The 13,410-nt window shown below is 70.3% G+C and carries 6 protein-coding genes and 1 rRNA gene; 2 read left to right on the top strand and 5 right to left on the bottom strand.

The window, feature by feature from the left end:
• Positions 1 to 192: 192 nt before the first annotated feature.
• A 16S ribosomal RNA gene (locus tag ACMTAK_RS23660) occupies positions 193 to 1,719 on the bottom strand.
• A gap of 541 nt (positions 1,720 to 2,260) precedes the next feature.
• Positions 2,261 to 2,812: a MarR family winged helix-turn-helix transcriptional regulator gene (locus ACMTAK_RS23665; RefSeq protein WP_256654897.1), complete on the bottom strand. Its 552-nt coding sequence runs from the start codon at positions 2,810 to 2,812 to the stop codon at positions 2,261 to 2,263.
• A 159-nt stretch (positions 2,813 to 2,971) separates the two neighbouring features.
• Between ACMTAK_RS23665 and ACMTAK_RS23670 the strand changes: the two genes are divergently transcribed.
• A complete protein-coding gene (locus tag ACMTAK_RS23670; protein WP_413812972.1) occupies positions 2,972 to 4,282 on the top strand; it encodes an MFS transporter in 1,311 nt (436 codons plus the stop codon).
• A 127-nt stretch (positions 4,283 to 4,409) separates the two neighbouring features.
• On the opposite strand, the gene ACMTAK_RS23675 is transcribed toward ACMTAK_RS23670, so the two are convergent.
• Positions 4,410 to 6,404, bottom strand: coding sequence for an ATP-binding SpoIIE family protein phosphatase (locus ACMTAK_RS23675; protein WP_413808049.1), 1,995 nt, complete (start codon positions 6,402 to 6,404; stop codon positions 4,410 to 4,412).
• Positions 6,405 to 6,639: 235 nt separating this feature from the next.
• Positions 6,640 to 7,995, bottom strand: a complete 1,356-nt coding sequence (locus tag ACMTAK_RS23680; protein WP_413808050.1) for an NAD(P)/FAD-dependent oxidoreductase — start codon at positions 7,993 to 7,995, stop codon at positions 6,640 to 6,642.
• A gap of 321 nt (positions 7,996 to 8,316) precedes the next feature.
• Here ACMTAK_RS23680 and ACMTAK_RS23685 point away from each other — a divergent pair, with 321 nt between their 5' ends.
• Positions 8,317 to 9,042 carry a TetR/AcrR family transcriptional regulator gene (locus tag ACMTAK_RS23685; protein ID WP_044572074.1) on the top strand — a complete coding sequence of 242 codons (726 nt, stop codon included), beginning with the start codon at positions 8,317 to 8,319 and terminating at the stop codon, positions 9,040 to 9,042.
• A gap of 248 nt (positions 9,043 to 9,290) precedes the next feature.
• Here ACMTAK_RS23685 and ACMTAK_RS23690 read toward each other — a convergent pair whose 3' ends face one another.
• Positions 9,291 to 13,160 carry an AfsR/SARP family transcriptional regulator gene (locus tag ACMTAK_RS23690; RefSeq protein WP_413808051.1) on the bottom strand — a complete coding sequence of 1,290 codons (3,870 nt, stop codon included), beginning with the start codon at positions 13,158 to 13,160 and terminating at the stop codon, positions 9,291 to 9,293.
• Positions 13,161 to 13,410: the final 250 nt, after the last annotated feature.

Below are 13,410 nucleotides of genomic sequence, written 5' to 3' on the forward strand. Positions count from 1 at the left end.
AAGAAACAAGCATTCCTGCCCGTACCTTCAGACACCCAACAGCGTGCCCGACATCGCCTGTCCGCTTACCCTGTGTTCCACGCCGAAGCAGTACTAACAGAAGAAACATCCAAAACAATGCCGAATAGTCAACGTTCCACCCATGAGCAACCGTGCAGGACACTTGCCTGCAGTCGGCTATGCGCTCCTTAGAAAGGAGGTGATCCAGCCGCACCTTCCGGTACGGCTACCTTGTTACGACTTCGTCCCAATCGCCAGTCCCACCTTCGACGGCTCCCTCCACAAGGGTTGGGCCACCGGCTTCGGGTGTTACCGACTTTCGTGACGTGACGGGCGGTGTGTACAAGGCCCGGGAACGTATTCACCGCAGCAATGCTGATCTGCGATTACTAGCGACTCCGACTTCATGGGGTCGAGTTGCAGACCCCAATCCGAACTGAGACCGGCTTTTTGAGATTCGCTCCACCTCACGGCTTCGCAGCTCATTGTACCGGCCATTGTAGCACGTGTGCAGCCCAAGACATAAGGGGCATGATGACTTGACGTCGTCCCCACCTTCCTCCGAGTTGACCCCGGCAGTCTCCTGTGAGTCCCCATCACCCCGAAAGGCATGCTGGCAACACAGAACAAGGGTTGCGCTCGTTGCGGGACTTAACCCAACATCTCACGACACGAGCTGACGACAGCCATGCACCACCTGTACACCGACCACAAGGGGGACCCTGTCTCCAGGGTTTTCCGGCGTATGTCAAGCCTTGGTAAGGTTCTTCGCGTTGCGTCGAATTAAGCCACATGCTCCGCCGCTTGTGCGGGCCCCCGTCAATTCCTTTGAGTTTTAGCCTTGCGGCCGTACTCCCCAGGCGGGGAACTTAATGCGTTAGCTGCGGCACGGACAACGTGGAATGTCGCCCACACCTAGTTCCCAACGTTTACGGCGTGGACTACCAGGGTATCTAATCCTGTTCGCTCCCCACGCTTTCGCTCCTCAGCGTCAGTATCGGCCCAGAGATCCGCCTTCGCCACCGGTGTTCCTCCTGATATCTGCGCATTTCACCGCTACACCAGGAATTCCGATCTCCCCTACCGAACTCTAGCCTGCCCGTATCGAATGCAGACCCGGGGTTAAGCCCCGGGCTTTCACATCCGACGCGACAAGCCGCCTACGAGCTCTTTACGCCCAATAATTCCGGACAACGCTTGCGCCCTACGTATTACCGCGGCTGCTGGCACGTAGTTAGCCGGCGCTTCTTCTGCAGGTACCGTCACTTGCGCTTCTTCCCTGCTGAAAGAGGTTTACAACCCGAAGGCCGTCATCCCTCACGCGGCGTCGCTGCATCAGGCTTGCGCCCATTGTGCAATATTCCCCACTGCTGCCTCCCGTAGGAGTCTGGGCCGTGTCTCAGTCCCAGTGTGGCCGGTCGCCCTCTCAGGCCGGCTACCCGTCGTCGCCTTGGTAGGCCATCACCCCACCAACAAGCTGATAGGCCGCGGGCTCATCCTGCACCGCCGGAGCTTTCCACCACCAGACCATGCGGCCGGCAGTCATATCCGGTATTAGACCCCGTTTCCAGGGCTTGTCCCAGAGTGCAGGGCAGATTGCCCACGTGTTACTCACCCGTTCGCCACTAATCCCCGGCCGAAACCGGTTCATCGTTCGACTTGCATGTGTTAAGCACGCCGCCAGCGTTCGTCCTGAGCCAGGATCAAACTCTCCGTGAATGCTTCCGGGCTATCCCGGCAACACATCACGAGAGCGGAACGGAACCGGAGGAATAACCCGGCCCGTCCACAGCGTCCTCGCTGTGTTTTTTCTTCAAAGGAACCTCGTCCAAAATGGACGGGGTATCAACATATCTGGCGTTGACTTTTAGCACGCTGTTGAGTTCTCAAGGAACGGACGCTTCCTTCGAAACCATTTCACCGGCTTCTCCGGGCGCTTCCCTTCGGTGTTTCCAACCTTACCAGATCCGATTTCCGGTCGTTTCCGATCCGAATTCCGTTTCCGGCCCCCTGCTGGAGCGGGGTCTTTCGCGCCTTCCGGCGTGTCCACTACTTTAGCGGATTCCCCCGGATGCTCATAATCGAGATCCCCGGTCCGAATTCCGGCATGCCGAAATCCATCCCGATGAGGGGCCGTGCAGTAGTGGTTTGCCGCCGGTGCGGCTGGAGTGCTGACCGGAAGAACCGTAAGGCTCCGTGGCAGCTCGGAGTACATTACGGATCGCCCGTACCGGTGTCAACCTCGGCTGGGCCAAATGCCTCAGTCGAGGTCGCTCAGCCGTCCCTCGGCGTCGGGCTGGTCCTCCTCCACCCGGCGCAGCACGCGGGTCAGCATCTCGCCGAGGGCTCCGCGCTCCTCGCTGGAGAGGTCCTGGAGAAGGTCCGCTTCGAAGACCGTGGCCTGGCGCATCGCCTCGACCCACTTCTCCCGGCCGTCCGGGGTCAGCTCGACGATGACGCGGACGCGGTTGTCCGCATCACGCTCACGGGTGACCAGACCCTCGTTCACCATGCGATCGATGCGGTGGGTCATGGCGGCGGGGGTGAGGCCCAGCCTCTTGGCCAGGTCGCCGGGGCCCAGGCGGTAGGGAGCCCCGGAGAGGACGAGCACCTTGAGGACTTCCCACTCGGAGTTGCTGATCCCCAGCGTGGCCGACTGGCGGCCGTAGGCGACGTTCATTCGCCGGGTGAGCCGGCTGAGCGCGCTGACGACCTGCTCCACCTGAGGATCCAGGCCCTGGAACTCGCGCTGATAGGCCGCGATCTGCTCTTCGAGGCTCAGCAGGTCGTCCGGGTCGGGGGTCTCCGCCATGTGAAGAGTATGACACGAAACTCGTTGGCGCTGAAGTCCTTCGCTCTGTACTCTTAAGCATTGAAGTTTAGCTTCGAAGTCTTCAGAGATCGATCCTCCGGGCTGACCCGCAGGTCAGACCCGTTGTCCTTTGACCCTCCTCGACCTAGGTAGGTGAGTGTGACCACCGCGATGGGCGCAGCGCTGCGCCGTATCCAGCTGGGCAACGCGCTGAGCGCGTTCGGCAACGGCTTCACGGTCCCGTTCCTCTTCGTCTATGTGGCGCAGGTGCGGGACCTCGGTGCGAATACCGCGGGCATGGTGCTCGCGACGTTCGCCGTGGCCGCGCTTGCCGTGCTGCCCTTCATCGGTCGGGTGATCGACCGGCGAGGGCCGCTGTCCGTTGTGGTCGTGGGCGCGGTCGCCGCCGCTGTCGGATCGATGGGGCTCGGGCTGGCCGCGAGCGAGCCGCTGGTGATCGCCGCGGCCGGAGTGCTGGGCGCGGGCATAGCGGCCATACAGCCGGCGCTGGCCACGCTGATCGTCTGGTGCTCGACGCCGGTCACCCGGTCGCGGGCCTTCGCCACCCAGTTCTTCCTCGGCAATCTGGGCCTCGGCGTCGGCGGGCTGCTCGGCGGGCTGCTCGTGGACACCTCCGCCGCCTCGAGCTTTGTGCGGCTCTTCGCGATCGACGCGGTGATGTTCCTGGTGCTCGGTGCGGCGGTGGCGACCGTAAGGCTGGAGCGGACGCCGGTGTTCGACGACCCGGTGCCGACCGTCGATGAGCGGCTCGGCGGCTCCGGCGGCTGGCGTGCCCTGCTCGGCCACCGCGCCATGGTGCAGCTGTGCGTGCTGGGCTTCGTGATGTTCTTCGCCTGCTACGGCCAGTTCGAGTCCGGGCTGTCGGCGTTCGCGGTGGACGTCGCCCGGATATCGCCGTCGATGCTGGGCATCGCCCTGGCCGCGAACACGGCGGCGATCGTGCTGGCGCAGTTCGTCGTGCTCAAGCTGGTCGAGCGGCGGCGGCGCAGCCGGGTGATGGCGCTGGTCGGGCTGGTCTGGACAGTGGCGTGGTGCGCCGCCGGGACCGCCGGGCTGATACCCGGGAGCCAGGCCGTCGGCGTCACCGCGATCATCTCGGCGTACGCGCTCTTCGGGCTCGGTGAGGCGATGCTGTCGCCGACCGTCGCGCCGCTGGTCGCCGATCTGGCGCCGCCGTCGGCACTCGGTCAGTACAACTCGGCGTTCGCGCTGGTCAAGCAGCTGGCCCTGGCGGTGGGCCCGGCGGCCGGCGGGCTGATGGCGGGCTCCGGGCTGTATGAGGCGTACATCGTGACGCTGGTCGTCTGCTCGCTCGGTATCACCGCGCTCGCCCTGATGCTCGGCGGGCGGCTCACGGCCGAGCAGGACAATCCGCTGCGAGCCGTCGCCGGGGCCGCGGTGCCCGCGCCGCGGGCGACCTCGTCGGACGAGGTGGCCACCGCGGCCTGAGCCGCCCATCCACTCCGCCATCGCCCTGGCGCGGCGAAGGAGCCGGTCGGCTCCGCCGCGCCAGGGCGATCTGTGGGTCGGGGCGGCCGTGTCCCCGCTCAGGCCCGTGCTGCCGAGCCGCGTGGAGCTAGCCCGCGGGCAGGGCGAACTCGCACCACACCGCCTTGCCGCCGCCCGGGGTGCGGCGCGAGCCCCAGGCCGAGGCGATGGTCGCGACGATCGAGATACCGCGTCCGGCCTCGTCCACCGGTTCGGCCCGGCGGCGGCGCGGCAGATGCTCATCGCCGTCCGTCACCTCGATGATCAGGCGGCGGTCGGTGCGGCGCAGCCGGAGCCGCATGGGCGGCGTGCCGTGCTGGAGGGAGTTGGCGACGAGCTCGCTGGCGGCGAGCACGCCCAGATCGCGCAGCTCCATGGGGAAGCGCCAGCTGGCGAGGACCCCTGAGGCGAAGGCCCGGGCGCGCGGTGCGGCTTCCACCCCGCCGAGGAGCTCCAGCGCGGCGTTGTGGAAGAGCTCCGCGTCATGCCCCGTACGGGCCGGGTGCTGGAGCACCAGCACCGCCACATCGTCGTCGTGCTCCGCGGTGATGCCCAGGGCCCTGATGAGGCGGTCGCACATCACCTGGGGCGAACCGGTCGCGCCCGCGAAGACGCGCTCAAGCGCGGCCACTCCGTCGTAGATGTCCTTGTCCCGCCGCTCCACCAGACCGTCGGTGTAGAGGACCGCGCTGGCCCCGGGGCCGAGCGGGACCGAACCGGTGGTGTGCAGCCAGCCGCCGGTGCCGAGGGGCGGTCCGGTGGGCTCGGAGGCGCGGCGCACGGTGCCGTCCGGGTCGCGGACCAGGATCGGCAGATGGCCCGCGGAGGCGTAGACGAGGCGGTTCTCGTTGGGGTCGTGGACGGCGTAGACGCACGTGGCGATCTGGTGGGGGTCGATCTCGGCGGCCAGGCCGTCGAGGAGTTGCAGCACCTCGTGCGGCGGGAGGTCGAGCCGGGCGTAGGCGCGGACGGCGGTGCGCAGCTGGCCCATCACGGCGGCCGCCCGCACACCGCGGCCCATGACGTCGCCGATGACGAGGGCGGTGCGGCCGGCGCCCAGGGTGATGACGTCGTACCAGTCGCCGCCCACCGCCGCGTCGGTGCCGCCGGGCTGGTAGGTGGCGGCCACCCGCAGATCGTCTGGCTGCTCCAGCCGCTGGGGGAGGAGGCTGCGCTGGAGGGTGACGGCCGCCTCGCGCTGGAGGCGCTCGCTGGCGCGCAGCCGCTCCGCGGATTCGACCTGGTCGGTGACGTCGGCGCCGAAGACGAGCACGCCGCGGACCGGCTCGGTGACCGTGTCGGTGCCGGTGTCGGTGTCGGCGGCGACGGTCTCGGTGGCGACCGCCTCCGGCACGGCGACGGCCTTACGGGCGACGTCTTCCCGGACCGAGCCGTCCACCGGCGTCCCGCCGACCGGCGATCCGCCCACGGGCGATCCGTCCACCGGTGTTCCGTCCACGGCCCCCTCCCCCGCCCGCTCGTCCGTCGGCCGCGCGGGGGCGACGGCCCTCGGCGCGGCCATCTCGATCGGGGAGCAGGTGAAGGTGTAGTAGCCGTGGCGGGGCCGGCCGGGGCCGGGGGCCGCGCCCTCCCGCCGCGGCCCGGGCGTGGTGGCCGGGCCGCCCCCGGGCACCCGCCGGGACTTGACCGTACGGGGCTTGCCACTGCGCAGGACCTGGTCCATGAGCGGCAGCAGCCCCAGCTCTCTCAGCTCGGGCAGGGCCTGGCCGGCGGGTGTGCCGGGGGGCCGGGAGCCGAAAAGCTCGACATAGGTGTCGTTGAGATAGGCGATGCGGTGCTCAGGGCCGTAGACCACCGCGACCAGCGCCGGCACCTGGCCGAGGAGGTCATGGGCGGACAGCCCGTCAAGGGTCGGGACGGCGGCGGGCGGCGCGGCGTCGGAAGGGGCGGCGGCGGGAGGCTCACCGTTCCCCGACGGGTCGGCGCTCTCGCCCCGGGCCGCCGGGACGGAGCCGCCGCCCGCGGCGGCCGCGGGCTTCGGCCGCCGCCCACCGCGGTCTGCCCGGGCGGCGATGCGTCGCTGGGTTCGGGGGAGCCGGGCGCTCCAGCGCGTGAAGTTCACTGCGGATTACCTCGTGGGGTGGTGGCTGAGCGGCGCGCCGGCGCGGGATCGGGGAGATGGATGCGGGTACGGGGGACGACCCCCAGGGGAATGCAGCAAACTTCCGAATCCTCGCGATTGTCACTCTTTGCAGATACGAGCCCACCCATGGTCACACGACCAGTGTGGCCGACCGGACTGACATCCGTGAGACGCCGATCGTGGGAGGGGAGTTCCCGGCTCCGCCCCGATCGGCTCAACTGGCCCCGGGATGGCGACCGGTGTCCGCGGCGAGCTTGAACTCGGCACGCGGGTTCTCCAGCGACCCCAGCGAGACGATCTCGCGTTTGAACAGCCCCGACAGAATCCATTCGGCCAGCACGCGTGCCTTACGGTTGAACGTCGGCACCCGGCTGAGGTGGTAGACGCGGTGCATGAACCACGCCGGGTAGCCCTTCAACTTGCGCCCGTAGACATGTGCGACGCCTCTGTGGAGCCCAAGGGAGGCCACGGAGCCCGCGTACTTGTGCTCGTAGTCCGTGAGCGGCTGACCCACGAGCGCGGCGGCCACATTCTCGGCGAGGACCTTGGCCTGGCGCACGGCGTGCTGGGCGTTGGGAGCGCACTCCGCACCGGGTCGGCCGGCCGTCAGGTCGGGCACCGACGCGGCGTCCCCGGCCGACCAGGCGTGCTCCACGCCGTCAACCTGGAGGGCCGCGGTGCATTTGAGCCGGCCGCGCTCGTTCAGGGGCAGATCAGTGGAGGCGAGGATCGGGTGCGGTTTGACGCCCGCGGTCCACACGAGCGTGCGGGTGGGGAAGCGCGAGCCGTCACTCAGTGCGGCGATCCGGTCGACGCAGGAGTCCAGGCGGGTCTCCAGCCGCACGTCGATATTGCGGCCGCGCAGCTCCCGGACGGCGTACTTGCCCATCTCCTCGCCGACCTCCGGAAGGATCCGGTCGGTGGCCTCGACCAGGATCCACTTCAGGTCTTCGGGGGCGATGTTGTGGTAGTAGCGGACGGCGTACCGGGCCATGTCCTCCAGTTCGCCGAGCGCCTCGACGCCCGCGTATCCGCCGCCGACGAAGACGAAGGTCAGCGCGGCATCACGGACGTCCGGGTCCCGGGTCGAGGAGGCGATGTCCAGCTGTTCGAGGACGTGGTTGCGCAGGCCGATGGCCTCCTCGACGGTCTTGAAGCCGATGCCGAACTCGGCGAGGCCGGGGACGGGGAGGGCGCGGGACACGGATCCGGGGGCCAGCACCAGCTCGTCGTAGTGGATGTCGACCGTGCCGGTGCCCTCCTCCTCCGTGGCGAGGGTTCTCACGGTCGCGGTGCGTTTGCCGTGGTGGATCGCGGTGGCCTCGCCGATGACGACCGTGCAGTCGGGCAGGACCCGCCGCAACGGCACCACCACATGGCGGGGCGAGATCGATCCGGCCGCCGCCTCGGGCAGGAACGGCTGGTAGGTCATATACGGCTCGGGGTCGACCACGATGATCTGCACCCCGCCGTGCCTCAGCTCCCGCTTCAGCTTTCGCTGGAGGCGCAGCGCGGCGTACATCCCGACGTAGCCACCACCGACAACGAGAATGCGCGCTGGTTCCTTCACCCTCCCATGAGGCACGCGCGACCGCGGTTTGTCCACAGGCCCGACGAATTGTGTGACCGGACGGCTCGCTCGGCCCCGAGCCGCGGAATCGGTTACACGTGCGAAATGTCCGCAGGTCAGCCCCGGGATAGGTGGGGGCAAGCGGGCGGATAGCCGGAAAGAGGTGGTCTGCTGCTCTGATCGGGGGGCGTTCTGTCCCGAGCTACCCTCTTCTTTCTTGACCTGCGCTCAACTATGTTCGTACTTCGTCGGGGTTGTGACTGCCTCGACAGTCTGGGCGGGGAGTCTCCGGGGGGAGACATCATTACCGGGGGATCACTTATGCACCTTCAGGGTTCGTCATGGTCCGCAGCCGTCGCGTCGTCGGACGGAAACGGCGGACGGAACACACCGCTGCGCGTGGACGCGCAGCGCAATCTGGAGCACGTCCTGCGGGCGGCGCGCGAGGTCTTCGGTGAGCTGGGGTACGGGGCTCCGATGGAAGACGTGGCGCGCCGGGCGCGAGTAGGGGTGGGCACCGTCTATCGGCGGTTCCCCAGTAAGGACGTGCTGGTGCGCCGGATAGCCGAGGAGGAGACGGCAAGGCTGACCGATCAGGCGCGAGCGGCGCTGGGCCAGGAGAACGAGCCGTGGTCGGCGCTGGCCCGGTTCCTGCGTACTTCGGTGGCGTCCGGCGCGGGCCGGCTGCTTCCGCCGCAGGTGCTGCGGGTCGGGGTCGACGTGGAGACCGAGATCCGGCTGCCGCAGCAGCGGCAGGCGGCGTTAGCCGCACCGGCTCAGCCGGAGCTCCGGCTGGTCGAGCGGCCGATGGTCGCTGAGGACGAGCCGGACGACGCGGGCGCCGCGGCGCTGCTGGAAGTCGTCGGGCAGCTGGTCGAGCGGGCACGGGCCGCGGGTGAGCTTCGCCCGGATGTCACGGTCGCCGATGTGCTGCTGGTGATCGCCACGGCGGCGCCCTCGCTGCCGGACGCGGCACAGCAGGCGGCGGCCTCGGCCCGGCTACTGGACATCCTGCTGGACGGGCTGCGGTCACGCCCCATGGGGTGATGCCGTCGGCCCCGGAGCGAGACACGTTCTCGTCTTCGCGCGTCGGTTTCAGGGGTGAGCGGCGCATCCCGCCTCCTCCATATGAGTGACGACATGTGACGGTCGCCGGGGCGTCGCATCTGCTGCTCGTGCCCGCATCAGCGGGCGGGCGGCGGTGCGGCGCTCCGGTCGGCGGCTTTGGGGGCCACGTCGGCGGTTGCGGCCGGGTCAGCGGTTACGGCCCGATCGGCGGTTGCGGCCGGGTCGGCCTAGTCATCGACGGCGTCAGAGACAGCGGCATCGGCATCAGTGGCATCGGCATCGGCGACGTCCGGACAGCTCAGCGCCTCGTCGAGCAGGCAGAGCGCCTCCTCGGGGGTCAGGGTCGTGCTCTCGGTGCGCAGCTTCTCCACCGCGTCCTGGCCCAGTGCCTCGCTCGCACGCGCCGCGGTCGCGCCGACGTCCCCGGCCACCAGCGGTGAGCGCGGCAGCCGGCCGCGCCAGCCGTCGGCTGCGCCCAGCAGCCGCGCGGCGAGCCGCTCCTGTCCGCATCCCGCCAGGAGCTCGGCGGCCGCCTCCGCCTGATGGGCCAGCAGCAGCTCCATGGAGTTCACCGCGAGGCCCTCGCTCAGCGTGTTCCGCAGCTTGCGCAGTCCGCCGGCCAGATCACCCGTCAGGCCGGTGATACGGGCGTCCAGGCCGGTGGCCACGACCCAGAACTGCCGTGGCGAGGTGCCGCGCAGCGCACGCTGTCGCGCGGCGTCGCAATACGTCCTGGCCCGCGCCAGATCACCGCGTACCAGCTCGGCCTCGCTGCGCACGATGTCGTTGAAGGCCAACACGTCCTGGGTGCCGCAGCGCTCCGCCTCCTCATCGGAGCGCTCCACCAGACTCAGCGCGCCGTCCACATCCCTCTCGTGGACGGCGAGGTCGGCGAGGCGGGTGTAGAGGAACGGCACCTCGGTGTGGGCGCCGAGCTCCTGCGCGAGCCGCGTCGCCCTCTCATAGGCGGCCCTCGCCTCCCCGAACCGGCCACGATGGGTGGCGATCTCACCGTGCGCGCCCTCCACCTGGGCGAGCACCCAGCGGTCGCCGACGCCGGCGGCCAGCTCACGCAGCTCGGCCAGGTCGTCGCCGGCGCTCTCGACGCCGCCCGGCATGTCGATGGCGAGGTGGGTGCGGTACATCAGCGAGACACCGAGCGCCCAGTCGTCGCCATGGGCCCGGCAGTCGGCCACGGTCCGGTCCATGAGCGGCAGTATCTCGCCGCTGAAGCCCTCGATGACGAAGGCGGTGAACGGCCACAGCAGACCGGGGAAGCATGCGCGGCGGGGCCCTGGATGGCTCGCGTAGGCGTCGCGCATGCGTACCGCGGCGTCCCGGATCTCGGGGTCGGCCAGGTCCGGGCCGGTGCCCTGCTCGGCGAGCAGGAAGAAGAGCAGCAGCCGCAGGTCCATGAACTGCCAGTACCGGGTGGCTTCCTCGTCGACGCCGTCCTCGCCGTCCGGTACCCGGGCCGGGATGAGCGGGAACTGGTCGAGGGGATGGTCGCCGCCCGGTGCCCGATCCGCCTCGCCGTCCGTGCCATGGGTGCGGCTCTCCAGGGCCAGGGCACGGCCGACCCATGCGGCGCCCTCGTCCCGGTAGTTGCGCAGCCACCAGAACCACGCCAAGTCGCGGATGAGCGCGAAGACGGTGCCCTCGTCCGCGGTGGTCAGGGAGCGGTGCAGCGCTGCCCGGATGTTGTCGAGGTCGGTCTCGACCAAGCGCAGCCAGGGCAGTTGTCCGGCGGAGCGCAGACGGGGCTCGGCGGTGCGGATGAAGTCCCGGAAGTGGGCGGTGTGACGGGCCATGGCGGCCTTGTTGTCGGCGCGGGCCGTGGCGTCCTCCGTGGCGCGCTCGCCGACGTACTCGTTGATGGTCTCCAGCATCCGGTAGCGGGGCTCGCCGCCCGCCGGGCCGGAGGACTCCGCCGCCGAACCGTGCGACGGATGGTCGACGATCAGCAGCGACTTGTCGACCAGCGCCCCGAGCAGTTCCAGCACCTCGGCGGGCGCGATCCTGGTCTGGGGGCGCGTATGAGAGCGCATGGGGGCGCGCGTCTCGGCGTACGCAACCGTGTCGCCCAGCGTGGGCGTGCCCGCCGTCGCATCCGTAAGGGCGTCACGAATGCCGACGCCGTCCTCGATGACTCCATCGGCGTCCGTGCCGTGCGTGTGATCCGTGCCGTCCGTGTGATCCGTCCCGTCCGTAAGAGTGCTCGCGCCCGGCGGGGCGTCCGCGCACACCGCCTCGGCCGCGGACAGGGTCCACCCGCCCGCGAAGACCGACGCGCGGCGCAGCACGGTGCGCTCGCGCTCGTCGAGCAGGTCCCAGGACCACTCGACGACGGCCCGCAGGGTCTGCTGGCGGGGCAGCGCGGTTCTGCTACCGCTGGTCAGCAGGCGGAAGCGGTCGTCCAGCCGGTCGGCGATCTGGCGTGGGGTCAGCAGCCGCAGCCGCGCCGCGGCCAGCTCGATCGCCAGCGGCAGACCGTCCAGGCGGCGGCAGATCTCCGCGACCGCGGCCGCCGTGTCCGGGTCCGCCGCCGGGTCGAATCCGGACCGTACGGTGGCGGCGCGCTCGGCGAACAGCTGGTGGGCGGGGGCGGGCGGCAGCGGCTCCACCGGCCTTACGGTCTCACCGGGCACCCCCAGCGGCTCCCGGCTGGTGGCGAGCACGGTCACCCCCGGGCAGTGCGCGAGCAGGGTCTCGGTGAGCCGGGCGGCGGTGTCGATGACGTGCTCGCAGTTGTCGAGCAGGAGCAGCAGCCGGCGGTCGGCGCAGTACTCGACGAGGCGGCTCGTCGGATCCCCGCCGTCCGCGCCCGTGGTGCGGCTCTCCAGCCCGGAGGCGAGCAGCATGGTCTCGCGGCGGCCGACCGCGCTCAGAACGGCGCCGGGGACGGCGGAGGGCTGGTCGAGCGGGGCGAGTTCGGCGATCCAGACGCCGTCCGGGTAGCCGTCCGTCACGGCCCCGGCGGCCTCCTCGGAGAGTCGGGTCTTACCGGAGCCGCCGGGGCCGGTGAGGGTGACCAGCCGGGCGCCCTCCAGGTCGCGGAGGATGTCGCCGATCTCCTTCTGGCGGCCGACGAAGCTGGTGAGGCGGGCTCTGAGGTTGCCGTGCGGCAGAGGCGGCACGGCGGTGCGCGAGCCCGCCTCCCGGCCGTCGGCGCGGCTTTCGGCCCCGCCGTCGGTTCCTCCGCCCCCGGCCCGGCCGTCGAACGCGTTCCCGGCCGCCCCGCGGCCGCCGATCGCGGTGCCGTCCGCCCGGATCCCCTCCCCGCTCCCCTCATGGCCGTCGGCCCTCGGCGGGGCGGCCTGCGCGGCGGGCCCCCCGCCGCGCGGCTCCTGGAGGGCCGACACGACGTCCGTCGTCAGCAGCCGTCTGTGGAGTTCCTTGAGCTCCGCTCCCGGGTCGGTGCCGAGGCGGTCGGTGAGGATCCTGCGGACGTCTTCGTACGCCGCGAGGGCGTCGGCGGAGTGACCGGCCGCCCGCAGCGCGCGGATCAGCTGGGCGTGGAATGTTTCGTCGAGCGGATGGTCCGCGACGAGCTCGCGCAGCTCCGGTATGACATCCGTGGGGCGGTCGAGCGCGAGGTCCGCGTCGATCCGGCGGTGCAGCGCGGTCAGCCGGAGCGCCTCGGGGCGGGCGGCGGCCGCGTCCCGGTTCGGCAGGTCGGCGAGGGCCGGGCCGCGCCACAGGGCGAGCGCCTTACGGAGGGTGGCGGCGGCCGTCTCGAGGTCGTCGGCGCCCAGAGCGCGTATGCCCTCGTGTGTCAGCCACTCGAAGCGCAGCAGGTCGACGTCGTCCTGGGGCGCGGCGGTCGCGAGCCGGTAGCCGCCGGGTGAGGAGACCACGGCGTCCCTGCCGATGGTCCGGCGCAACCGGCCGACGAGCGCCTGGAGCGCGGCGGGCGCGTCATGCGGAGGGTCGTCGGCCCACACCTCGTCGATCAGGACCTCGACGGAGGCCGGGGCGGTGCGTGCGGCCCTTACGGCGAGCGCGGCGAGCAGCGCGCGGATCCGGGGGCCGCCGAGGGGGAGCGGGTCGCCGTGGTCGTCGCGCGCTTCGGTGGTGCCGAGGATCAGATACCGCACAGGGGCCATTCTCCTAGGTCGCGGATTGCCGCTGGGGAGATGGTGCGGAGCGGCGGCGGAGGGGTCCATTCGTTTTCGCCCGCCGTAAGGACACCGGCTTCCCACCACCCGTAGGAACGCCGGCCTCTCGTTCCCGTGAGAACGCCGAATTCCGGCACCCGGCAAGCACTCTGGCTCCCTGAGCGCGCCCGGCAAGCACCCTGGCTCCCTGAGCGCGCCCGGCAAGCACCCTGGCTCCCTGAGCACGCGG

The sequence above is a fragment of the Streptomyces lacaronensis genome, assembly GCF_047337785.1.
Classification (GTDB): domain Bacteria; phylum Actinomycetota; class Actinomycetes; order Streptomycetales; family Streptomycetaceae; genus Streptomyces; species Streptomyces lycopersici.